Source organism: Niastella populi (assembly GCF_002078015.1).
In the GTDB taxonomy this organism is placed as follows: Bacteria; Bacteroidota; Bacteroidia; order Chitinophagales; family Chitinophagaceae; genus Niastella; species Niastella populi.
In genome coordinates this window covers 183,591-209,609 of the sequence record NZ_LWBP01000254.1, presented here as the reverse complement: position 1 = coordinate 209,609, position 26,019 = coordinate 183,591, and the positions used below count along the sequence as shown (strand labels likewise).

At 46.4% G+C, this 26,019-nt stretch carries 14 protein-coding genes; 1 reads left to right on the top strand and 13 read right to left on the bottom strand.

Annotated elements, in window-relative coordinates; translation table 11 throughout:
- Positions 1–7: 7 nt before the first annotated feature.
- From A4R26_RS33665 to A4R26_RS33645, 5 genes are all read right to left on the bottom strand, one after another.
- Entirely contained in the window at positions 8–4,624 is a 4,617-nt protein-coding gene (locus A4R26_RS33665) for a PAS domain S-box protein (RefSeq protein WP_081171487.1), read from the bottom strand.
- 363 nt (positions 4,625–4,987) lie between these two features.
- Positions 4,988–6,361, bottom strand: a complete 1,374-nt coding sequence (locus A4R26_RS33660; RefSeq protein WP_081171485.1) for a peptidylprolyl isomerase — start codon at positions 6,359–6,361, stop codon at positions 4,988–4,990.
- A 178-nt stretch (positions 6,362–6,539) separates the two neighbouring features.
- On the bottom strand, positions 6,540–9,764 hold the full coding sequence (gene infB, locus A4R26_RS33655; protein ID WP_165760509.1) for a translation initiation factor IF-2: 3,225 nt from the start codon (positions 9,762–9,764) through the stop codon (positions 6,540–6,542).
- A gap of 197 nt (positions 9,765–9,961) precedes the next feature.
- Positions 9,962–11,209: a transcription termination factor NusA gene (gene nusA / locus A4R26_RS33650; RefSeq protein ID WP_081171481.1), complete on the bottom strand. Its 1,248-nt coding sequence runs from the start codon at positions 11,207–11,209 to the stop codon at positions 9,962–9,964.
- 45 nt (positions 11,210–11,254) lie between these two features.
- A complete protein-coding gene (locus tag A4R26_RS33645) occupies positions 11,255–11,770 on the bottom strand; it encodes an LSm family protein (protein ID WP_242675091.1) in 516 nt (171 codons plus the stop codon).
- A 289-nt stretch (positions 11,771–12,059) separates the two neighbouring features.
- Between A4R26_RS33645 and A4R26_RS33640 the strand changes: the two genes are divergently transcribed.
- The gene (locus A4R26_RS33640) at positions 12,060–12,323 is read left to right on the top strand and encodes a DUF4834 family protein (RefSeq protein WP_081171479.1); all 264 of its coding nucleotides are present in this window, start codon (positions 12,060–12,062) and stop codon (positions 12,321–12,323) included.
- A 271-nt stretch (positions 12,324–12,594) separates the two neighbouring features.
- On the opposite strand, the gene A4R26_RS33630 is transcribed toward A4R26_RS33640, so the two are convergent.
- From A4R26_RS33630 to A4R26_RS33595, 8 genes are all read right to left on the bottom strand, one after another.
- Positions 12,595–13,206 (bottom strand): HAD family hydrolase, encoded by a 612-nt coding sequence (locus A4R26_RS33630; RefSeq protein WP_081171475.1) that lies wholly within the window; start codon positions 13,204–13,206, stop codon positions 12,595–12,597.
- 35 nt (positions 13,207–13,241) lie between these two features.
- Positions 13,242–15,518: a beta-glucosidase BglX gene (gene bglX, locus A4R26_RS33625; RefSeq protein WP_081171474.1), complete on the bottom strand. Its 2,277-nt coding sequence runs from the start codon at positions 15,516–15,518 to the stop codon at positions 13,242–13,244.
- Between the two features lie 23 nt (positions 15,519–15,541).
- Positions 15,542–17,389, bottom strand: a complete 1,848-nt coding sequence (locus A4R26_RS33620) for a family 43 glycosylhydrolase (protein ID WP_081171472.1) — start codon at positions 17,387–17,389, stop codon at positions 15,542–15,544.
- Between the two features lie 126 nt (positions 17,390–17,515).
- Positions 17,516–18,982, bottom strand: coding sequence for a glucoamylase family protein (locus A4R26_RS33615; RefSeq protein WP_242675090.1), 1,467 nt, complete (start codon positions 18,980–18,982; stop codon positions 17,516–17,518).
- Positions 18,983–18,994: 12 nt separating this feature from the next.
- A complete protein-coding gene (locus A4R26_RS33610) occupies positions 18,995–20,512 on the bottom strand; it encodes a RagB/SusD family nutrient uptake outer membrane protein (RefSeq protein WP_165760508.1) in 1,518 nt (505 codons plus the stop codon).
- A gap of 16 nt (positions 20,513–20,528) precedes the next feature.
- A complete protein-coding gene (locus A4R26_RS33605; protein ID WP_081171468.1) occupies positions 20,529–23,936 on the bottom strand; it encodes a TonB-dependent receptor in 3,408 nt (1,135 codons plus the stop codon).
- A gap of 168 nt (positions 23,937–24,104) precedes the next feature.
- Positions 24,105–25,232 carry a FecR family protein gene (locus A4R26_RS33600; protein ID WP_165760507.1) on the bottom strand — a complete coding sequence of 376 codons (1,128 nt, stop codon included), beginning with the start codon at positions 25,230–25,232 and terminating at the stop codon, positions 24,105–24,107.
- 133 nt (positions 25,233–25,365) lie between these two features.
- Entirely contained in the window at positions 25,366–25,935 is a 570-nt protein-coding gene (locus tag A4R26_RS33595) for an RNA polymerase sigma-70 factor (protein ID WP_081171464.1), read from the bottom strand.
- Positions 25,936–26,019: the final 84 nt, after the last annotated feature.

The window sequence follows — 26,019 nt, the reverse complement described above, 5'->3', positions numbered from 1 at the left end:
AGGGGGTTTAGATATTTGAAATAGGGACATTTATTTTTAGTTTACAACCTTCGCCCGGTGATGTTACAATATGTACGCTGCCATTGAACAACTGGGCCCGGCTGGCAATATTCGAGAGGCCCACACCTTTTTTCGATCGCACTTTATCCAGTTCGAATCCCTTGCCATCATCACTGATCGTAAGGTCTACCGCATGGCCTTCACTGTCGGCAATCAATTCTATCACCAGATTTTTCGCAGCCGCATGCTTCAATACATTGTTTACCTGTTCCTGAATGATCCGGAACAGCATCAGTTTTCTTTTTTCATCCAGCACATTATCAATTGTTCCTGAATAATAGAACTCAACATGCAAACGCCGGGTGGCCTTTATATTTTCAACCAGGTCCTGCACCGAATCGATCAGTCCCAGGTCGCCAATGCTTGGCGGCACCAGTGAACGGGAAATGGTTCTGATCTCATTGATGGCAACAGAAATATTATTGGTGCTGCGATTGATGAGGTCGAGGCGGCTCTCATCATCGGTTTGCGCCAGTTCAAGATAGAGTTTTGCGGTTGACAGGATCTGGTTCACATTATCGTGCAGTTCCTTGCCAATTTCGGCGCGCTCTTTTTCCTGTGCGTTCACCACCGCCTGGGCAATCACTTTTTGCTTATCAACTTCCTGCTTCAGCAACTTCTTTTCAAGCTCTTTTTTATCGGTAACATCCTGCATGGAACCTACCATGCGGGCTATTTTACCGGAGTGGTCAAAAATTAAAAAGCCACGGTCAAACACCAGTGAATACTCGCCATTTGGTTTTATGAATCGGTATTCATCTTCCCATATTTTGGCAGTACTGTCTTTTATAAATTTATTCAGGCCATTCACTACCCGGTCGCGATCTTCGGGGTGTATGCAGTTTTCCCAGAAATGGTTTGAGTTATCTACATATCCCGGTTTAAAACCAAACAGGGTATAAATACCTTCACCCCAATACAGGGTGTTGGTGTTCACATCCCAATCCCAAATGGCATCGTTGGTGGCTTTTGTTACCAGCAAATACCGTTCATTGCTCAGCCTGATCTTTAATTCTGAATTTTTATTTTCAATGATTATCCGCAACAGGCTGCTGATACGTTCAAACAAATTCAATTCGCTTTCAGTAGGCGTTGCCGGATACCGGTGATAGACGGCAATGGTTGCCAGCACCTCGTTGCCGGCATTCAGAATAGGGAACGACCAGCATGAGCGCAATTTGAACCGCCGCGCAAGATCGCGGTAACCCTGCCACAGGGGATCAGTTTCAACATCAACCGTAATTACTTTCTCTTTTCTGTATATAGCCGTACCACAGGAAGCTACTTCGGGCCCTATGGGAATGCCGTTTATTGAACGGGCATATTCTTCAGGCAGGCCGGGGGCCGATAAGTGCAGAATGCTTTGCTTATCATCACCCGGCATTATTACCGAACAGATCATTTCGGTAAAGATCTTTTCCAACCCGCCAAGGAAATAATCGATGGTGGTTTTCAGCGAAGCCGCCGGCTGCGCATTTATTTCAAGCACTTCTTTCTCCAGTTCAAGCAACCGTTCCTGTTTTTTACGGTCGGTAATATCTTTGAAATAAATAAACGCGCCCTGGGAAAACGGATATACACTGGTTTCGAGCCAACGGTCAAAGGCAGGCAAAAAATGTTCGAAGGTGGAGGAATTGCCTTTTTCGATAGCTTCTATATAATGGTGGTACCCGGTAGTACCTACAAAATTCGGGAAGATCTTCTCTACGTCGGAACCAATAACATCTTTTGCATTCAATCCGGTCAAATACTCTACCGAATGGTTCCATAAGAATATCTGCTTGTTCTTGTCAACGGCAATAAAGCCATCGGTTATACTGGCCAGAATGTTTGTGATACGTTCTGAATATTCTCTCAACTGGTGCTGGCTGGTTCGTAGTTCTATTTCCGCCGCTTTCTTCTGCGTAATATCTACAAACGAAGAAACCACCGCATCGGGATGTACGCGTTGTTCGGTGTAATATACCGGTTCGGTATTGATCGAGATCCAAACCAGCGGACCTTCCCTGTGCTGAATACCCATGATCACATTCTGTAAGGAACGGCCGGTTCGCAACGTTATGAGGGAAGGATGTTGCTCATTCGGGAATGGCGTACCATCTTCATATATATATATGCTTTCCGTTTCAATCGATTTTTTTCCAATCAAAACTTCACAGGGCGCGTTCAGGATCATTTCAGCGCTGCGGTTGCAGGCAATGATATCGCCGTTCTTATCGTGCATGAGGATACCTTCACCCAACGCATGCACTACAGAACGGTACCGTTCTTCATTTATCCGCAGATCTTCCTGCGATTGACGCGCCTCGGTAATATCGCGGTAAATGCCGGCGAAACCAATACGGGTTCCGCGATCGTTCTTTACAAACGACAGCGCACAGTTAAGATAAATGCGTTTACCATCGAGGCGATTGTAATAAGCCTGGCCTTCCCAGCTTCCTTTTTCATGCACTTCCTGCAAGGCGCCTTCCCAGGTATTTGACAAATACGTGAGGTTAATGATATCATTGAGGCGCCGGCCAATAATTTCGTGGCCGGGTATGCCATAAATATTTTCAGCCGCTTTATTAAACGAGATGATGTTGAGCTCCAGATCGGTTGAAACAATTCCTTCCGACACATCCTGCATTACCTGCACCTGAAAACGGATCTTTTCTTCGGCCAGTTTGCGGTCGTGTATTTCAACTATGGAACCAATATATCCTACAAAGGTGCCGTCTTCCAAAAAACGGGGCACACCATGATCGAGCACCCAGCGGTACTCATTGTCCTTATTCCTGATACGGTATTCCAGCACTACCGGTTCGCGGTACCTGAAATAACGTTTGTATTTTTCTATTGCTATCGGCTGGTCGGCCGGGTGAACGATCTTCGCCCATCCATCGCCGCCAACTTCATTCAACGTAACCCCGGTAAACTGTTCAAAACATTTGTTTACATAAATGGTATTGTCCATTTCATCGGCCACCCAAATGATAACAGGCGCCGCATCGGCAAACTGGCGAAAGCGTTCTTCGCCTTCCCGTATTGCCTGCTCTGCCTGCTTACGTTCGGTAATGTCCTTGTTTACTGAAATGATATCGGTGATCTGACCCTTTTTATTTTTTAGAAGGGATATCGTTGACCATAAAATGATCTTTTTCCCGTCTGAAGGCCGTATAAATGAGAGCTGCCCATTCCAGGCGCCGGTTGAAAATAATTCTTCCAACAACTTTTCACGGGTTGTATCGTGAAAATCAAAGTCGATGAGCTCATGTATGGCCCTGCCCATTATATCGGCAGTCTTTATGCCAAACAATTTTTCAGCTGCGTGATTATAACTTTTGGTGCAATAGTTTTCATCAGAAGCCATTACTGCATCAAACACGTTTTCAAGTACAGTAGCCTGGTACCGGTTGGCTTTTTCGGCCAGCCGCAATTGGGTGATCTCGTTCTGGGTGGTCCAAACGCGCAATAACTTTCTATCTTCTACAACACCTACGAGGTTATTCAGGAAAAATCTTCTATTGCCCTCGTGATCGATATGCATCGACATGCGGCGATATATTTTGTACCCGCCCCTGATAAACTCCTGTACTACCTGGCAGGTTACCGGTTCATTGGGATCGAAGAATGCCGAAACTTTTTTGCCTATAGCGCCGGCCGCATTTTCGTATCCGTAAAAATGCGCCATATGGTCGTTGCATTCGGCGAGCGTGCCTGCGAACAACTGCTGTAATTGTTTCTCTTCAGGGTCGTCAATATTGATGGGCGTTTGTAACTCGCACCGCCAGATGATCTCCGAGCTTTGTTGTACAAATGCTTTGTACCGTTCAGTAACTTCTTTCAGTTCCTGGTATACTTCCTTCAGCGTTGCATTGGATTCTTCAGGAATAATGCGCGCTGTTATTTCCCTGCCTATGGCGAGCACGCACTTATCTTCTTCGAGGCCGGTGGTTGACCAGGAAATCCTTTTTACCTGGCCGTTCTTACATAAGTAATCGAACTCAGCGGTAAGAAAACCTAACTCAATGAACGATGGCCGTTCGTCGGAATGAATAAAATGTATAAAATGTTTGTCCTGCATTTCTTCGGCGGTATAGCCCAGCAGGTCGGTAAACGGCTGATTTACGTTTTTTATATATCCTTCCTCATCGATCAGGCACAAAAGGTCGTTCGAAAAGCGGAAGAATTTTTGGAGCAGGTTATCGGTTGAAGACGGCAGAGGGGCTGAACGCGGGTCATGAACAGCCTTCCAGGCAATTACATCGCCTGTTTTGCGGCTACTTTTTTCCTGTGTGGCAGAAAAACCAATTTGACGCACGCCCGATTTTCCTTTCAATGCAAGTTGAATTGTTAAACCGGTATCAATACCGGTATTTAATATGGCCTGTAGTTTGGGTTTATCGGTGGAGTCGATGATCTTTTTGAAAGAAATGCCTATAAGCTCTTCCTGATGCTTGCCAGTGAAAGAAAGCAGTTCGGATGAAGCCGACAAAATTATACCCGCCAGATCCGTTTGCAGGCTAAGGGCGGTATAATCAGTTATTACTTCAGGAATGGATTTCTTTGACTGTTTTAACATACAGCATGTGCAGCTTACATGATAAATTTTAACGTGATATTTACATGTAAATACTTATACAAAATACTTAAAAGCTGGTTCACGCCAACAGTCATGGATACGTTTCTACCCCATTTAAGGGTTTACACCTACACTTAAATGACTATTTATTGCAATGAATAATACATTACTGCAAAAGCATATAACAGCAAATGACCGCAAAAAGACCGTTCAAATATACCCAATCACCATTACAAAAACAACCCCTTGGTCTTGATAGCCGGACCAGGGGGGCGTTAGATATCGTTATGGCACAGGTACCATTTAAAATAAAAGCCCCGGCAGTAATGCCGGGGCTCAAATATGTTCCATTTTTAATGTCTGTTACTTATTGCTGGCGGTCGCATATTGCATCCAGTTCTTCAACGTGCTGCAGGCGTTAAAATCAGGATCGATCATGATGTAGTATGTCGGAATTTTAGATTCAAACCAGGTTTCAAGCGCTTTTTGTTTTTTTATTTCCAGTGCGTCTTTTGCCAGGTGGTCATAATCGTCTTTCAAATTCTCAACGTGCGGTGTTGTACGTGTTTTCAAATAAATGATGCGTACACCTTTTTTTCCCCGTTCATCGGTGTAAGGGGTAGGTTTCGAATATTCGCCGGCTTTTAAGCCGCTTTTGCCTAACAGCTCTACCAGGTCTTTATCGAGCTGGTTCAATTCAAGAAATGTGCTTCCGTTTGGACCCTGTAAATAGCCACCGGTAAACTTTGAATTCTCATCTTCACTGTACTTGGCAACCGCTTCACCGAATGTAATGGTACCTGCTATCAGTTTGGCGCGTACGGAGTCGAGTTTGTCGATGGCTTCATTTATTTCATCATCAGTGATCTTTGGAATGCGTAATATATGGCGAACGATGGCATCATCACCGGCGCGGCTTACCATTTGTATAATGTGATAACCGAATTTTGATTTAAACACCGGGGATACCTGGCCTTCTTTGAGGCGGAAGGCGTTGTTAAGAAACGCCGGGTCCCATGTTTTTTCAGTACGGTTTATGGAATATTGACCGCCGCTTTCCTTACTTCCCGGGTCATCGGTATATAAACGCGCTAAGGTTTCAAACTTCTGTGTGCCTGATTCTACCTGCGTTTTGAAGTCGTTCAATTCATCGATGGTGAGCTTTTCGAGGTCGCGGCTCGCTTTCGGGTTCACTGTAATTTGCCCTATCACCACCTGCGATTCGTAAAAGGGCAGGTTCTTCTGGTCTTTTTTCGCGAAAAAGTCTTTTACTTCCTGCGGCGTGATCTTTACATTTTCAACAATTTTATCGCGCATGCGCTCGGCGAGCTTTCTTTCCTTGAAGGTTTGGCGGAAATCTTCTTTGATCTGGTAAACTGTACGGCCGGCAATTTCTTCCAGTGCTTCTTTTGACCCGTACATATTTACGAAACCGCGGATCTGGTTATCGAGCAGGGCTTCTATTTCATCGTCACCCACCTGAATAGAGTCTTTTTCGGCCTGCACTACCAGGGCTTTCAGCGTGAGGATCTGTTCCATAATTGCGCAATCGGCATTTTCAGGAACGGGTTCACCACGACGCTGACGGTCGAGGATATCGTTATAAACATCAGATTTTAAAATGATCTTATCGCCAACTATGCCTACGATTTTATCGGCAGTTACTTTACGGGGTGCCTGTGCTACCGCAATGGTCACAAAAAACAAGGCGGTAACAAATGTAAATACAGGTTTCATCTGATTCTTTTTTGAAAGGGACAGTGCCAAATTTAAATGTTACCTGGCCAATTACTGAACGGGATACGTTAATTAACAAAAAGTTGTGTCAGGTAAAATGATAAAGGTTACAAGCTGCAGGTTACAGGGCCTGCCTTGTGCAATTTCCCTGAAACCTGGACCCTGTAACCTGTTACTCTTATAATGTTCTTTTTACTTCTTCCAGTTCAAACGCTTCAATGATATCACCTACTTTAATACCGCTGAAGTTTTTAACGGTTAACCCGCACTCCATGCCGGAAGGCACTTCCTTCACGTCGTCTTTAAAGCGTTTCAGTGATTGCAGTTCGGCGCTTTGTCCTTCACCCTTAGGATATTCTACGATGCCATCGCGAATAACGCGGATCTTGGAGTTACGCAGAATTTTTCCATCGAGTACATAACAACCGGCAACGGTAGCTTTGTCGAACACGAATACGTTCCGTACTTCCACGTTGGCAACGATCTTTTCGGTGATCTTCGGTTCCAACATCCCTTCCATAGCGCTCTTAACTTCCTCAATTGCGTTATAGATGATTGAGTAGAGTTTGATTTCCACGCCTTCGTTCTCTGCCAGGCGGTTGGCCTGCGTTGATGGACGCACGTTGAAACCTACTACGATGGCGTCAGATGCGGTAGCGAGCATTACATCGCTTTCGCTGATGGCGCCCACCGCTTTATGTACTACCGAAACAACGATCTCTTCGGTTGATAATTTCTGTAATGAATCGCTCAGGGCTTCTACCGAACCATCCACGTCACCTTTCAGGATCAGGTTCAGTTGTTTAAAGTTACCCAGTGCCAAACGGCGGCCAATTTCATCAAGCGTGATGTGTTTCTTGGTTCTGATACCCTGTTCACGCAGGATCTGTGCACGGCGGTTAGCTACTTCTTTTGCTTCTGCTTCATCTTCATAAACCTTGAACTTCTCACCGGCCTGTGGCGCACCGTTCAAACCGAGAATAAGAACCGGGGTAGAAGGCGGCGCTTCGTCGACCCGTTTGTTACGTTCGTTGAACATTGCTTTTACGCGACCGTAGAACTGACCCGATACAACCAGGTCGCCATGTTTCAGCGTACCGTTCTGTACCAGTACGGTGGCTACATAACCGCGGCCTTTATCGAGGGTAGCTTCGATGATAGTACCTGTAGCTTCGCGATCGGGATTGGCTTTCAGCTCCAGCAACTCTGCTTCGAGCAGGATCTTTTCGAGGAGCTTGTCAACATTCAATCCTTTTTTGGCGCTCAGCTCCTGGCTTTGGTATTTACCACCCCATTCTTCAACCAGGAGGTTCATACCGGCCAGCTGTTCGTATATCTTTTGCGCGTTTGCGCCGTCTTTATCTATTTTGTTGATGGCAAAGATCATTGGTACCCCGGCAGCCTGTGCGTGGCTGATGGCTTCCTTGGTTTGCGGCATCACGGCATCGTCAGCAGCTACTACGATCACGGCAATGTCGGTTACTTTGGCACCACGGGCACGCATGGCGGTGAACGCTTCGTGACCGGGTGTATCGAGGAAACTGATCTTTTTACCGTTGGGGAGCGTTACTTCGTAGGCACCAATGTGCTGGGTGATACCACCCGCTTCACCGGCAACCACATTCGCGCTGCGGATATAGTCGAGCAATGACGTTTTACCGTGGTCAACGTGACCCATGATGGTAACGATGGGAGCGCGGTGCTGCAGATCTTCTTCGTTGTCGGCCTCTTCTTCTTCTTCCATTTCCATCTGCTTTTCCATATCGATGAACTCGGCTTCATAGCCAAACTCACCGGCCACCAGTTCAATTACCTCGGCATCCAGACGCTGGTTGATAGACACCATGAGGCCCAGGCTCATACACTTACTGATCACTTCGGCAAAACTTACGTCCATGAGGTTGGCCAGTTCGCTTACGCTGATAAACTCGGTAACCTGCAGTTTGTTGTCTTGTCCTTCAACACCTTCCCTTTCGGCCATGCCCTGGCGTTTTTCGTGACGGCGTTTAGCTTTTATGCTCTTACCGCCCTTGTTGCCCGACAACTTGGCCTGTGTTTCACGTATTTTATCCTGGATCTCTTTTTCGTTGATCTCTTTCGGCTCGCGTGACACGTGGCGATTTCCACCACCATGGCGCTGCTGGTTAGGCCGGTTACCTCCCCTGAAGTTACCGCCACCCTGCTGGCCGCCCTGGCGATGCTGACCACCTTGCTGGCCCTGACCACCTCCGTGATGGCCGCCACCGTGATGACCGCCCTGCTGACCTGGTTCTCTTTTCTTGAAAAGATGCTGAGCCCGCTCCTGCGCAGTTTGTTGTGACTGCTGCTGGTCTTTCTTTTCAATGGGAATGCGCTTGCGCTTCCTCTTTTCCTCGTTGGGCTTCGGTTTGGTGCGGGCTTCGTCGCCAACCGGTAATTCTATTTTGCCCAGAATTTTCGGTCCCGTAAGTTTATCTGCTTTAATATTTTCAATAACCGGGGGCAGTGCTTCTTTCTCTTCTTCTTTTTCTTTCTGCACTTCCTTTACCGGCTCCTGTTCCTTTTTCTTTTCTACAACTACCTGTTGTTTTGCAGGCTGCTGTTGTTGAGCAACTTCTTCTTTTGGCTTCTTTACCTTTTCCTCGGCTACCGGAGCAACAGTTTCCGCTGCGGTTTCCTGTACTACTTCCTTTGGCGGCTTCGGCTTTTCTTCCTTCGGCTGTGGTGTTTCTTCTTTGGCCTTTACCGGCGGCTCCTGTTCTTTCTTTTTAACGACAATAGGCGTTTTCTTCGGTCTTGTCGAAGAATCTATTGCCGAAAGATCGATCTTGTCCAGCACTTTAGGCCCTTCTATTCCGGGTGCTTCCACTTTTGTTATTTCCTGTTGTTGCGTTTCTTCCACTTTTGGCTCTTCCGGTACTTCTTCTTTCTTCGGCTCTTCCTTTTCCTCCACAGTTGGAGTTACCACTGTTTCAGCAACAACCGGTGGCTGCGTAATTTCTACAGGTGGGGTTTCTTCTATCTTTTCAACAGCCTCTACCGTCTCAACTTTTTCTACTATTTCTTCTTTCTTCTCTATCTTTTCTACTTTCTCTACCTTTTCCTCTTTCTTTTCTTCCACTACAGGTGTTGGTTCCTGTTTTTTAACCACCTCTTTTTTCGCAGCTGCGGCATCGTCTTCCTTCTTCTTCTTCGCTTCCAGGCTTCCCTTCGGCAGATCGATCTGGTCGCTTTTTAATTTGGCCACTTTATCACTCTGGAATTCCTGTTGCAAAGCACGATACATATCCTCCGTCAGTTTTGACGTAGGTTTCAGGTCGTCTTTGCTAAATCCCTTTCCTACCAAAAAGTCTACCAGCGTTTCTTTGCCGATGTTAAACTCTTTGGCTGCGGCCATTAATCTAAGTGTTGTTGTTTCTGCCATTCGTTATTGTAAGACAATTTTTTGTTTTGTTCGCTGTTTGGATAAGCAAATTACTGGTAAAAAGTCATTTTGGTCATATTAACATTTAAAACCATGCGTGTAAACGGTTCCATGCTCATACACAGACCATTACCAATTAAACGGCTTTAATAATTTGCTGGTTCCTTACAGCTATAAACCAAATAGGACTTCTCTGCCTATCCTTTTTCAAATTCTTCATTCAGGATCCGGCGCACCTCATTGATGGTTTCTCTTTCCAGGTCGGTTCTTCTTTCCAGCTCTTCGGGTGTAAGATCAAGTACACTGCGGGCTGTATCGCAACCAACGCGTTTGAGCTCATCAAGGATCCAGGTTTCAATTTCATCGCTGAATTCTTCCAGGTCGATATCGAATTCCTGTGGTTCGCCTTCCGTATCCCGATATACGTCGATGCTATATCCGGTTAATTCTTGTGCCAGCTTAATATTCACCCCTTTTTTACCGATGGCCAGTGAAACCTGGTCGGGTTTCAGGTATACGTTCGCCTGTTTTTTATCATTGTCAAGGTCCTGGGTGGTGATCTTGGCAGGGGTAAGCGAACGCTGGATCAGCAGTTGAATATTATTGGTCCAGTTTATGACATCGATGTTCTCGTTTTTCAGTTCCCGTACGATCCCATGGATACGGCTGCCTTTCATCCCTACGCAGGCGCCTACGGGGTCGATACGATCGTCGTAAGATTCAACGGCTACTTTGGCCCTTTCACCGGGCTCACGAACGATCTTTTTAATAACAATCAAACCATCAAATATTTCAGGCACCTCAATTTCAAGCAGTTTTGCAAGGAAAGAGGGAGAGGTACGGGATAAAATAATGACCGGAGAATTGTTTTTTAATTCTACTTTTTTTACAACGGCGCGGATATTTTCACCTTTCTTGAAATAGTCCTGCGGAATTTGCTCAGACTTAGGCAATATTAACTCATTCCCTTCTTCATCGAGCAATAATATTTCTTTTTTCCAAACCTGGTAAACCTCGGCGCTGATAATTTCGCCTATTCTGTCGCCGTATTTCTTCACCAGTACGTTCTTTTTCAGGTCACTAATACGGCTGGCCAGGGTTTGTTTGGCGGCCAGGATGGCCCGGCGGCCAAAATCGAGGATATTTACTTCCTCATATATTTCTTCCCCAACTTCGAAGTCGGGTTCAATTTTTACGGCATCGCTATAAGCTATCTCAGCCAGCGGGTCCATCACGGCCCCATCCTCAACAATTGTACGGCGGCGCATAATTTCCAGGTCACCTTTCTCAGCATTCACAATTACGTCAAAATTCTCGTCACTGCCATATTTTTTACGCAGCAGGGTCTTGAAAACATCTTCCACCACCTTCATCATAGTAGGGCGATCTATATTTTCGGCTTCCTTAAAGTCTGCGAAGGCCTCTATCAGGTTTATGCTTGCCATATTCTACATTTTTTTTCCTCCCGGCACTGGTGCCGGGAGAGTCTATTAAAATACAGTTTGAATTGTTGTTGATTTTATTTGATCGAATTGAAATTGGTGTTGAATTACCTCTTTCTTTTTATTTTTTCCTTTGGTTTCCTCTACCGTTATACCCTCATCGCCTGCTTCAATCATTTTGCCGGTAACTTTAATACCGTCCTTAAGCACAACCTCTACCGTACGGCCCAGGTTTTTCTTGTATTGTCGCAACATTTTTAAGGGTTCGTCAACGCCGGGAGAAGATACTTCAAGCGAAAAGTCTCCGTTAGGGAATAGATTATCCTCCTCAATTTTCTTATATAAAGCCCGGTTCCAGGAGATGCACTTCTCAATGGTCACTCCCTGATCGCCATCCAAAAAAAGCTTTACATTATTGGTAGGTTTCACTCTAATCTCAACCAGGAAATAAGCCGGGTCACTGGCTAACATATCCTGTATCATTTTTTCAATTACCTGTACTGGTGTTTCCATGCTCTTATGGGAAATAAAGAAGGGAACGATTTCCGTTCCCTTTCTATTCATCTTTTGCCTTGGCAAAGGTAAGGTAATTACCCAATTAATTCCAAAAACCCCTTTGTTAATTTTGAATAAACGAAAATCAGCATGGGTGGCCGCCACCGTTTATCATTGGAAGAACTTCTAAAAAAACAGTGTTTTGAACTTTCGCAATGCCATACTTGTTGATTTGATATAGTTTTGCCATGTTCCCAAACAAATGACCGGGGCCGTTTGCAGCTAATGAAAAAATTATTTGTCTCAGCCAACTTAACAGTTTGTTAGGTGCTGTACGTGTACCTTTAGTTTTTTTAATATGAGCATTACACGCATCTTATTATACATACTTCTTGCCTACTTCTTATACAAATTTGTATTCAATTTCCTGGTGCCCATTATTAAAGTTTCGTGGCGGGTTCGCAGCCAGGTAAAAGAATTTCAACGCAGGCAGCAACAGCAGGACCCCCTGCAGCAGCAGCAGCAAGCCGGTTCCGGCAGGCCTTCCTCTGGCGACAACCCAACCGCAACTAAGCCAAAATCGGGCGAATACATTGATTTTGAGGAGGTAAAGGAAAAATAAGCGGTACTTTTTCATATTATTTTATACCACTTTCATATGAAAATGGTACTCCACCATATGAAAACATCCCGTTTTCATATGAAAAAGGTACGCTACCATATGAAAACACCCCGTTTTCATATGAAAAAGGTACTCCACCATATGAAAACACCCTGTTTTCATATGAAAAAGGTACGCTGCCATATGAAAACGCCCTGTTTTCATATGAAAAACCTGTGCTACCAAATGTTTCAGCCGCCGTTCGTATGAAAACTATACCCTGAAAAATACTTTACAGCCCCAGATCGAGAATGGTTTTTCCACCGGTAAGATGATGTGCCTGTAAACCCGCCAGCCGGGCCCCTTCCACATTTACCAACGCATCATCGATAAAAAGCGTTTCCGCAGCATTTACATTACTGTCCTTTATCACAAACTCAAAGGCCGCCACATCGGGTTTGCGATGGTTGATCAAATGTGAATAATAAGCTTTTTCAAAAAGATCGTCCATGGCCGAGCCATATACTTCCCGGTAACTTTTTTGAAATGCCTGCAGGTGAATGGCGTTGGTATTGCTGAATAAGAATAACCGGTATTTGTTTTTTAGCAATTGCAGAAACTGAACGTGTTCTGCCGGAAAATCGAGCAGCATAACGTTCCACGCATCTATTACCTCACTGCCAGTGGTGCCCGGATGGCACAACCGGCGGGCCTTTTCAACAAACTCCTCGTCTGTAATTGCGCCTACTTCATAGTCCCTGAAGAAACCATGTGCGTGCCCAATACGAAAGAGATCATCTATTTGCTTAAGCCCCAGCTTTATAAACGCATCGCGCGTTTGCGCAATGCCCAGGTTCAGTAATACGCCGCCCAGATCGAAAATTATGTTTTTCACAGGTGCCATTGATTCATAGTTTGGTCGCAATTTACGGCTCAAAATTATTTTACCAACCTGAAACCCGCTTCCTTCACATCGCGGCTGTTGGTGCCTATGAAAACCCTGAATTCGCCCGGCTCGGCCACATACTTCAACTCACTGTTATAAAATTTCAGATCGTTTTCAGTAATGGTAAATTCCACTTTTACCGCTTCATGCCCTTTCACCATTATTTTTTTGAACCCTTTCAGTTCCTTTACCGGTCGTGTTACGGAGCCAACCATATCACGAATGTATAGTTGCACCGTTTCTTCTCCGGCTATATCGCTATTATTGGTTACCGTTACCGAGGCGGTTATCGTTCCGCCGGCTCGTAAGGTATCGTGGCTGAGCAGCACTGTGTCATAATTAAATGCAGCATAGCTTAACCCATAACCGAACGGGTACAGGGGCTCATTCACCACATCGAGATAATCTGACTTGAATTTGGGATTGCCGCCTTCGAATGGCCGGCCCGTATTTTTTGCATTATAGTAAATGGGTATCTGTCCTACATTGCGTGGAAAGGAAGCAGTTAGTTTACCCGATGGATTGTAATTCCCAAACAACACATCGGCAATGGCGTTACCAGCTTCGGTTCCTGCAAACCAGGCTTCCACAACAGCTGTCGCCTGCTCATGTAACCAGGGAATGGCCAGCGGGCGGCCGTTCAGCAATACCACTACTACCGGTTTGCCGGTTCTTACCATCGCCTCTACCAGTTTGCGCTGGCTGCCCGGCAGATCGAGATCGGTGCGGCTGGCCGATTCGCCCGACATTTCCGCCGCTTCGCCAACCGCCAGCACTATTACGTCGGCTTTTGCGGCAACGTCAATAGCCTCGTGAATAAGATCATCGGGATGACGGGGGTCTATTTCCGTTGGTTTGGCAAAGGGGCTAATGCGTTTGGCAAATGAAGTATCATCGGTAATATTGGCTCCTTTTGCATACAGGAAATTCACGCCGGCGCCTGCTGCATTCTGTAACCCCTTTTGTATGGTTACGCTTTTTGTATTATCGCCCGATACTGCCCAGGTGCCAAGCATTTCTGACTGATTGTTTGCCAGCGGGCCTATCAACGCAATGGTACCTGACTTTTTTAAAGGCAGCACCTGGCGTTCATTCTTTAAAAGCACGATAGACCGGGCAGCAATTTCCCGCGCAGCCTGGCGGTTCTCCGTTGTCAGAATCTCTTTCTCAGGACGGCCTTCATTTACATAGCGGAAGGGGTCCTGAAACAGACCTAGTTTGTATTTTGCCTCCAGTATGCGTCGGCAGGCATCATCAATTTGTTTTTTCGTCACCTTTCCTTCTTTCAATGATTTCTGCAAAGTGGTCAAAAATCCTTCGCCCACCATATCCATATCGAGCCCGGCGTTCAGGGCCAGGGCAGAAGAAGTTTGCAGATCACCCATACCGTGCGCTATCATTTCGTTCACAGATGTATAATCGGAAACCACAAAACCTTTAAAGCCCCACTGGTTACGTAATAAACCGGTAAGCAACCACCGGTTGCCGGTTGCCGGTATACCGTCGATCTCATTGAACGAGCTCATCACACTGCCCACCCCGGCATCAACGGCCGCTTTGTAGGGCGGCAGGTATTCGTTGTACATTCTGATGCGGCTCATGTCGGTGGTATTGTAATCGCGGCCGGCCTCTGCCGCACCGTACAAGGCAAAATGTTTTACACAGGCCATAACCGTATTGTCTTTCGACAGATCGGTTCCCTGGTAGCCTTTCACCATCGCCCTTGCGATTTTCGACCCCAGATACGGATCTTCACCTGCGCCTTCGGCAATACGGCCCCAGCGTGGGTCGCGGGCAATATCAACCATTGGAGAAAAAACCCAGCACAACCCATCGGCCGATGCTTCCATGGCGGCAATACGGGCGCTTCGTTCAATAAGCGCCGTATCCCACGAACAGGAGAGGCCAAGCGGAATGGGAAAAATGGTTTTATGTCCATGTATCACATCGAGGCCGAAGATCAGCGGAATGCGAAGGCGGCTTTCGTTCATGGCAAGCGTTTGCGCCTGCCGTACTTTATCGGGACCGAAGATGCCGAACAACCCACCCACACGGCCTTTGCGAATATTATCTTCTACGCCTTTGCTCACTACCGAACCGGTAGGCACGCCCCAGCCGGGTGTTACCAGGTTCAACTGGCCTATCTTTTCTTCCATTGTCATTTTTGCCATAAGGCCGGCCACGAATGTTTTCATTTTGGCATCCGTAGTTTGTGCAGTTACCTGCAACAGGGCGAATATGGCAACGATCATTGTCAATATCCTGCGCATATGTATAAGTTTTAATCTGAGAACTACTCAACTCTTACTATCTGGCTTCTTGCCGATACCCCGTTTTCATTGATGGCTTCTATAGCGAAGAAACAGGGCTTTTCTTTGTCCATTGCTTTGCAGTAATATTCGTTGGCGCTGTAAACCATTACACAGTTATATAATTTATCCGGCGCCACACCCATATATATATTATATGCATAAGCGTTGTCAACCGGCCGCCATTTCAACCAGGCACTGCGTTTGTCTTTTTCTGTTCGCAATACAATAAATTGTTGTACCGTATCGGGTTTGCTGCCGTTCCCATTACCAAACACCCGCAGCCCGCTGATGGCAAACTTACCGGTGGGCATATGTAAATTTTCCAGTTTTATATACCGGGTTTGAACCGGCTTTTCAAGTTCGATATAATCATGCGGCACATCTGTTCTGTTATTGCTTTTATCTGCAAGCAGCTTCCAGCTTTTGCCGTCAACGCTATGGTATAATTTATACTGGTGATAAGTGCCTTGCGGTTTGCCGAGGAAGGTTACATCCTGATCGGCATAATTGATCTGGATGGCCCTTACCGTACCTGTATTTCCGAGGTCGGTCTGGACCCATTCCCCTTTGTTGCCGGTGGCGGCGCTCCAGTATGTTTTTATGTTTTCGTCAACGGCAAAGTTTGGGTAATAACTGCCAAGGGTACTTGAAACGATGACGGGTTTGTTGTAGTTCAGCAACATCCAGCCGGTGAAGGTAGTTTCCCCCCGACCCTGTCCGGTGGAGGGGGAGTTTGAACCCGGCAAATAATACGGGTAATCGCCAAAAGCTGCATCCATATACATTACACCGTCTTTATCAAAACCAGCCGGCCAGATGCCAATGCGCCTTTCGAAATTATTCTTTACAGAAATAGCCATGGTCGACACATGCCACCAGTTATTATAAGGATCCTTAAAGGTAGCTCCATGGCCGGCGCCGCGGGCAAAACCGCCTGGTTTGTAACTGAAGGGAAACGATTGCGGGGTGAAGGGACCGAGCGGGTGATCACCCACTACCACACCATCGGCATATCCGCTGAATTCGGTACCCGGTGCACCGTATTGCAGATAATATTTACCGTTATATTTTGTCATCCAGGCGCCTTCAATAAACGGATCGAGAAAGGTATTATCGAGGTATTCGCCAAAGCGCTGCCAGCCATAGCGCCAGGGTTCCAAAAAATACATTTCCTTACGGGTGCCTTTGGGTGTAAATGTTTTACGGTCAATTTGGATACCATACAACGGATAGCGGTTACTGCTGCCATTGTACATATACAATTTGCCATCATCATCCGGAAAAAAGGCGGGGTCCCAGCCGCCGATCTCAAAGGAATCAACCGCTTCTTTCCATTCATTGCCCTTGGGGTTGGTGCTCATCCAAATGGGAAAGTTGGTTGAGTAGGTTGACCCGAAAACAAGCATGGTATCGCCCTGTACCCATACCGCCGGCGCACACAGTTCATCGTATACTTTGTGCCAGGGCTTCAGGAACAAACGCGAAACAAAATGCCAGTTGCTCAGATCGTTGCTCCACCAGTAGCCCCACTGGTTTGTACTGAATAAATAATAATCGCCCTTATACGTTACGATCACGGGGTCGGCTGTTGCCCGGTGTTTACCCCACTGCGTAAAATTGGGTATAGGTGTGTAGCCGTAATCGATATTCAGGGGATTACAATAGGTTCGTTGAATAAAGGCGGGACGTTCGCCATACCGGTTGTTACCGGCACCCGATCGCCCCACCTTTTGTGTAAGAGCTATATGGCGCTTACTGTTGCTTTGAGGAAATACCTGCGGAACAGTGGCCGCAATGAGAAAAACGGTATAAATAAGTTTGGCAACCATCTGTAATAATTTTAATCAGGAGCCGGCTCCTTCCGCTATCCGCCAAAGGCGGATATGCGCTCAGGACGCTCTTTCCCGTAAACAGATCCTTTGGCCTGCCGCCACAAGGGAAACAAGCGTTCAGGATCACTTAAAATGCGGGCTTGTAAAACCCAGTTGCTTCAATCCGGCTTTAACTTCGGGGCAGCTCATGAACAACCGCCATAACAATCCGCTGCGATAATTTTCCATCATTACCACAATAGGCCCCTGGTCTATTGCCAGGTACCGTTGCGGGTACCAGTTGGCTGTTTGGCTGAAGGCATCGTAAAAGCCATAGGGTCCCCACAACTTATCTTTCATATCATTGTACCAGTGCCGCATGGCCTGCATCGATTGTTGTGGGGTATAGGGAAAAGAAGATAAGGCTGCGGTAGGGGATATTACACCGCGATCGTTGTAATTGCCCGGGGCATGCGCTGCATATCCATTCACTGAATAACTGGCTGTAAGCCCCCAGTTATCGGGACCATACCCTTTAAAGTATTTGGGATTTCTGATACACCATGAATAATTGATGAGCGTTTGATTTCTATTCTCCACCCAGTAATCGGCATACCGGTCTTTCAATCCATGCGGATCGAGGCCGAGGTAAGAATAATGCGCCCAGAACAATGGGCCGCCGTACGGCGAATCGCCCTGGTGATACAACTGCAGCGGATAATCGAATACTGAACAGGGTGCAACTATACGGCCGCTTTGCGCCCAACCTTCATGATACACTTCGGGCGGTACGCCATGTGTTGGCGATGAAGCCGCCAGAATGTACATGATCAAACATTCATTATAACCATGCACCGGAAAATTCATTTCCCAATTGTATTCCGGGCTCCAGTGCCAGTACAGGGAATTGGTGCCATGGCGATACCAGTCAAATTCAACTTCACGCCATAGCGTATCTATCCGGTTCGCCAGCACCTGTTCGGCAGAATCGCCATTGATGAAATACTGGCGAACACAAAGCAAACCCTGTAACAGGAAGGAGGTTTCAACCAGGTCGCCGCCATTATCTTTCTTACTGAATGGTTTCACTTTACCCGTTTCACCATACCACCAATGCGGCCAGGCGCCATGAAAACGATCGGCTGTCTTTAAGAACTGTACAATTTTTTCGAGCCGCTCCCGGCCCTGGTCGCGCGTTATAAACCCGCGATGAATACCAACCAGCAAAGCCATAACGCCAAATCCGCTGCCGCCGCTGGTAATAACGTTCCTGTCTTTTTGAGGGTAAACATTATCAATATGAATTCGTTCCCGCGCCATCCCGCTGGCAGGTTCCGCTCCATCCCAAAAATATTGAAACGTTTGTTCCTGCACCTCGGTAAACAGCTGTTCATCTTCAGGCGAAAATTTAGCCTCGCTGTTTACTTTATGGGTATTGGTACAACGGACCAGTAAAAAAGAAATTACAATCGTTATTACGGTTAACCTGTAACGTATCATTGCCGCGTTGCGTTTGGTTTCGGTACTTTGAGCGGGCAGGATCAAAACTTTTATTGTAATAATGATGGCCGGTGGCCTTTCGGCAACCGAACCATCATACTGCGTAACCATTCAATCAGCTAACTACAAATTCGGGTTCAGGTCCTTTTGTTGCGTTGGAATGGGCAGGTATTCATTTCCAGGTGTAAAGCCGAAAGGCGCCAGCACGGTGGCGGCCTGTTCTGTACGAATGAGGTCGTTATATCTTTCTCCCCACCATTCGCAGGCAAATTCGGCGCGGCGTTCATCCAGCACCTGTTGCAGGGTAACATCGCTTATAGGGTCAAGTTTTGCCCGCTGGCGAACGAGGTTGAACGGTACATCGCCGCTTTGCCCTTTACGTACTTTTGCTTCAGCATTTAACAGCAGGGCATCGGCATAGCGCAATACGCGTATATTGTTATTGGCGCCATATTCTCTTCTGCCCGACAGGTTTTGATTGCTGGGCAGGTATGCCTTTCCCATAAATCTTGTTTGGCCATTTGTGTTGCCATAAATTTTATCGCCGCTGGGTGAGGTAACGAATGTATTTTCATTGGCACCGGCAAAAAGTACAGTTGTCTTCAGGCGAACCGAATCATTGCGGTTGTTGAAAAAGTCAACGATAATTTGTGTAGGCGACAAAAATCCCCAACCTGAAATATAACTGCCACGCTGATCGCCGTTAGGGCCCTGAAAATCCCAGAAAGCGCCCGGTTTAATGTTAGTGCCGATACTGGAACCCTGATCGGTATACTGCATTTCATACAACGATTCGTTGCTGAGCTTTCCGGGATATTTCCATAGCTGATAAAAATCGGGGAACAGGTTGAACTTACCGCTGTTGATGATCTCATCGGTGGCAGCCAAAACAACATCCCAATACTGGCTTCCGTTTTCGTTGTCTGCCAGGTCAGCAGCGGCTTTTGCTTTCAGCAGCAGCGCCGTATATTTCGTTACAGCACCCGGATGCACCGATTGATTAGGTCTTGCGTCTTCAAGGAATGCGATAGACGAATCCATTTCGCTGATGATCCATTGGCGTATTTCGGCGGTGGTACTTTTAGGTATCTGGCTAAGGTTGGCGTTATTGGTAACAATAGGCACATCGCCAAACACGCGCGATGCAAACAAATGCGCCAGGGCGCGTATTACCCGAACTTCGCCCTTGTATTGATTATTCAGGGCCAGGTTCTGATCATCGCCGGGTGCAATATTGGCGGCATACCGGTTCAGGTCGGCCATTGCTTCATTGCAAAACAATGCCAGTCCAAAATGATTGTTCCAGTAATTGTTGCTTCCCCAGAATGTGACCACACCCGGGTTGCTGTTTTGAAAGTTCTTGATATCGCTAAGCTGTATCTGGTCGTTAGGCGCCGAACCTTTGGCAACGTCATCGCCACGTACGGTGCGTATTGCGGCATCGACCCAGTGTGCAAAACCCGGATTATCGCTCGCCGCTGCGCGGTAAATGCCCGACACCGGCGAATACATTGAACCCAGGTCGTTATAATCGATAATAGTGCTCCTGGTCTGGTCTTCCACATCGCGGTCGAGCAGCTTGCTACACGCTGTTACTTCCATTATCAATAACAGAAGTAAAATATTTTTTATGATATTCATGATGCTCATATTAGTATTAATAAGAGATTCTTACTCCAATCGTGTAAACGGCAGTGGTAGGATATACGTTATTGTCGTATCCTGACCCCGAAATAACAACTGCCGGCGTATTCACAGGCGCAGCCCCGCGGTCTTTCGGCAATTGGGCAGGCGCCGCTATTTCGGGTGTTACACCGCTGTACCTGGTAAAAATAAGCGGCCTGTCGGCGGTTGCGTATACACGGAATGAAGGTCCGTTTTCACTCTTTCCAAGCCTGAAATTGTATCCCAGTTGAATGTTCTGCAATCGCAGGTAAGATCCGTTCTCTACATAAAATGAACTGGCGCTGTTGTTCCACGAGGCGGCGGTACCGATTGCCGAAGGAAATTCATTTGTAGAACCTTCCCCCGTCCATAAACTGGTCACAAATTCTTCGTCGCCATTCATATCGGGAAACTTCTGCCGCGTTGCACGGTTAAAGTTCAGGATGGAATTTCCCCCTACACCCTGGAAGAAAACACTGAAATCGAAATTTCTGTAGTCAAGTTCGAGGGTAAATCCATAATTGATCTTCGGAAAATAACTTCCGAGGTTCACCCGGTCCTGCTCGTTGAGCACTTTATCTCCGTTCTGATCTTTGTATTTGAAAAAACCAGGCTTTACATTATTGCCTGCTGTAATTGGATCGGCATCTACCTCGGCCTGATTTTGATATACACCGGTTACCTGGTAACCCCAGAAAACATTAAAGGGTTCGCCTACCTGCGAATTCGTTGGAAATTCCGCTACACCGCCAGGCAGGTTTTTCAAACCCTGCAGGTCAACCACTTCATTTTTTACCGTAGCCAGGTTACCGCCGATCTTATAGCCAAGGTCACCAATTTTGTCGCTCCAGCTAAGGTCTACTTCAATACCGCTGTTGTTTACGGTACCCCAGTTACCGTATTGGCGAATGCCGGTGAACGGGATATTTCTTTCAAATGCCAGTTTATCGGTTTGCCGGTGATAATAATCCAACGAACCTTTTAACCGCCTGTTCAACATAGAAAATTCGATACCACCATCCCACTCGGTCACCACTTCCCAGTTAACGGTACCGAAAATCGGGTCTATTCGATAACCTGTTTGTGGTGAGCCGGCAGAACCGGGCGTACTGCCGAAAATGCCCGAATAATCATTACCCGTATTCACAACAGCATAACCGGTGCTGGGGTTAACATTATCGTTCCCCAGTTTACCCCACGATCCGCGTATTTTCAATTGATCGAACAACTGCTGATCCTTCATAAATTCTTCTTCCGAAATTACCCAGCCTACGCCCACTGAAGGGAAATAACCCCATTTGTCCTGGTACTTTGAAGTACCGTCGGCGCGGAAAGTGGCTGTCAATAAATACCTGTCGGCAAAATCATAACTAAGGCGGCCGAAAAAGGAAACGGAAGAATTCCTGAACCCTGTTTCATTATAACCGTTCTGGCGGCGAACGCCCTGATCGGCATACCAGAATTCCTGTTGGCCAGGTACGCTATCGGTTATTACCTGGGTCGACCTGAATCGTTCATCACGCACCGACTGCCCCAGCAACAACGTCCAGCTGTGATCGCCTTTGTTGTCTTTATAAGTGATTAAATTATCGATGATGTAGTTTTCCGTTCTGGTTTCAGTTGTCGTCAGTGTCGAGTTTCGCTGAAGCTGAATGTTATCGACATAATATTGCGGCAGGAAGTTCTGGTTGAGGTTAGAACCATAACGCTGGCTTATCTGCGACCTGAACGACAATTTGTTTTTCACAATATCTGCTTCAGCATACAGGGTTGGCAAAATCTGGAAGCCTTTTGTTTTGTCGAACCAGTAGTTGGCTGCCGCAACCGGGTTGTTAAATACGCCGTTGGCAAAACCAAGCGTTGTTGAAGAAGTATATTTATCAGGAAACGCCAACGTATTGTTGGGATCGAATACCGGATATAATGGCGAAGCCAGGTAAGCCAGGGAAAAGGCGCCCGTGTTGGGATTTCGCTGAATAAAATTGCTCAGGTGCGTGGTTAAACCCAGTTTCAGGAATTCGTAGGGCTTGGCTTCGATCTGAAAGCGAACGTTATACCTTTTGTAATTGTTTTCTGCTGCATCCATGATCCCATCCTGGTACAGATAGTTCAAACCCAGGGTATAATTTATTTTGCTGGCGCCGCCCGACAGATCGATGCTGTGGTTATGCATAAGCGCTGAGCTCTTAAGCAATTCATCGTACCAATCGGTACTGGTTGAAGGATTCAGGCCCGAGCCGCCAAATTTCGATACCGATAACGCAACTCTCGCGGTATCGGTGCCGGTTTTTTTTGCCAGTTCCATGGCTGCATATTGTGCGCCATTGGCCAGCTTAAATTTACCTGTTGGTCTTTGTACACCGAAGTAGCCATTATAGGTTACGCGGGTTTTCTGGTTATACCTTCCTTTTTTTGTTGTTATGATCACCACGCCATTGGCGGCACGCACCCCATAAATGGCTGCGGCAGACGCATCTTTTAAAATCGACATTTCACCAATGTCGTTGGTATTGAGGAAGTCGATGTTATCGACAAACATTCCATCTACAACATATAGTGGTGATGTATTATTAAAGGAGCCAACGCCACGGATACGAACGGTTGGTGAACCACCGGGCGCCCCGGTAGTAACAACCTGTACCCCGGGCGCGTTACCCTGCAATGCCTGCATGGGACTGGCCGTCATACGTTTGTTCAGATCTTCAGGATCCACAACGGCTACCGGAGCGGTAAGGTCGCGGCGCGAACTGGTACCATAACCGATAACCACCACCTGCTGCAATGAAGAAGCGTCTGCAGCTTTCATACTAACGTCGATAGTTGCGCGGCCATTAACGGGCAATTCCTGCGTTTCAAATCCCAATGAGGAGAAAACCAGGATGGCGCTGTCGGGCACCGTAAGCGAGTAGTTACCTGCTCCATCGGTTGTAGTTCCAATGGTGGTATTCTTTACCATTACCGAAACGCCGGCAACCGGCTCACCGGTTGTACTGGTTACCCTGCCCGATACTTTTATATCCTGAACAACCACCGACGAACCATTTTTCAGAATGACCAGGTTATTGGCCATCAACTGGTACGAGAGGCCGGTATTGTTAAGTAAGCGGTTCAGAACATCGGTCACTTCTGCATTGGCCATGGTGAGGGTAATACGGGGCGCATTGGTAACCAGGCTTTCGTTATATAGAAAGCGGAAATTACTTTTCTTTTCAATGAAGGTCAATGCCCTTTTCAATTGAGTCGATTGAAAGTCGACGCTTATCCTGTTCTGGGAAAAGCCTCCGGCAGCAACATGAAGACAGCTAAGCAGTATTATGGCAAATGAAAGCTTCATAATCAGGACAAACTTTAACAAAAGCGGGTCCCTGCCGAAACTCAGCAGAATTCCGTTTTTTTTCATACTTTGTTAATTGGAAGGTTAAATAATAGGTCTTTCCTGTGCCTAAACAGGAAACTTCGTTTCAGCCTGTATTTTACCTGGCGGGATCTCACTGCAATGAGGTTCCGCTTTTGTTTAAGGCTTTAAGAGCTGTTGTTATTCATTTTTCAATCGTTTTGATTTAAAATATCATCGTCCTATAATTACTTTGTTACCCTGCATTGAATACTGAAAGGGTGTCGATATGCTTAAATAATCCAGCGCCTGTTGTATGGTTTCATTTTCGAAAGTCCCCGAAATTCTTTCCGCACGTACTTTTTCATCCCTGATCTCGATCTCTACATTGTACCAGCGTTCCATTTTTTCAACCACTTGCAAAAGCGATTCATTATTAAATGCAAGCTTGTTTTGCACCCACGCTGTTTCAACTATCATGCTGTCGGCATCTGAATAGGTTAATTTGCTAAGTGAAACCAGGGGCTCTGTATCAGGCGCGGCCGGTTTACCGGCAACGGGTTCAACCGCTTCTTCATTCTTTACAACCAGCTTTTCATTGGGGTGCAAAACGATCTTTTCTTCGGGGCGGTTATGGATCATCACTTCCACCTTGCCATGCACCAGGCTGGTTTCGGTATGTTTGTCGCCGGGGTACGACTTCACGTTGAATGCGGTTCCCAGCACGCGTATATCTATATGTTGGGTATGGATGATGAATGGAACTTTTTGCGCTGTTGCCGGTGAGGTGGCAGGCACCACGTCAAAAAAAGCTTCGCCGCTTAGTTCAACTTCCCGTATGTCACCGCCGAAATCTTTATTGTAGGTCAGCACGCTGCCCGCATTCAGCCAAACTTTTGATCCATCGGGCAGGGTAATGGTTGTTTTGGAACCATTACGGGTGCTTACCTCATTTTTTTTGCCGGCCAGGCCGGCCGCGAAAGGGCGGTCTGAAGTTTTTTTAGTTGCGGCGTTATACCAGAATATACAGGCCACCAGGAGAACGGTAGCGGCTATACTAATTATAAAAGGTGATTTACGTGAACGCTTTTGTGCGGGTATATCGCCGGGTTGAATACCGGTTTCAGCAACCTGGTTCCATTGAACACCGGTTTCTTTCAACCTGCCCAGATGGCGGTTGAAGGCATCGTCTGCTTCACTTGTTGCAGGCACAGGCAGATTCCATAAGTCAGTTATATTTTGGAGGGCGTAATGCATGTCAGGATCGCTACGCAACAGTCCTTCCAGTTCATTCAATTCTTCGGCGCTTGCCTCACCAGCTAGTTTTTTGCCAACTAAAAACCAGATTCTATCCTTACTCATGTGTATATATATAGTATATACCTGTAAGGACACTACTATAAAAAACATACCCCCAAAGTGGTGAAATATTTTTTTACCGGGCAGTCGGAATGCGGGTTCCCGGTATTACACAGATAAATTCATACCAGGCTGTTCAGGATGAAAGGGTGGTACGTATATCGAAATGAATGGCCAACCCTATTTTACGGATGGCAATAGCCATTTGATTTTCAATAGTTTTTATTGAAAGGTTCAGCAGTTCGGCTACTTCGCGGTATTTAAGCCCGTCTTCTTTTATTAGCTTAAATATAAGCTGGCAGCGGGGTGGCAGGTCGTTGATGGCTTTTTGAACGCGGTTCATCATTTCGGCGGTAAGCATCAGTTTTTCGGGGTTGAAATAGATGCTTTGAAGTTGTACGAAGTATTGCTCGGGTTGAAGCAGGATCTTTTTCCGGGTACGCAGATAATTGAGCGAGCAATTTTTAGTGCTGATAAAAAGGTATAATTTGAGGTTATGGATACGGCTGAGACCGGCCCTTTTTTTCCACACCTTAATAAATACGTCGGAAACGATCTCTTCGGCAGTTTCAGGGGAACGCACGAAGGAGATGGCAAACTGTTGAAGGCTCTTAAAGAACAGGACATACAACTCCTTATAGGCGTACTGGTCGTCATATAGCGCAATACGCGTTTGCAGTTCCTGAATGTGCGGGCTGGCAAGCATAATAAAAAAATGCTAATCGTCAAGGAAAAAGACCAAACTGTTCACCTGAAAGCTGCTGCACAAGGTAATTTAAAAAATTAAATA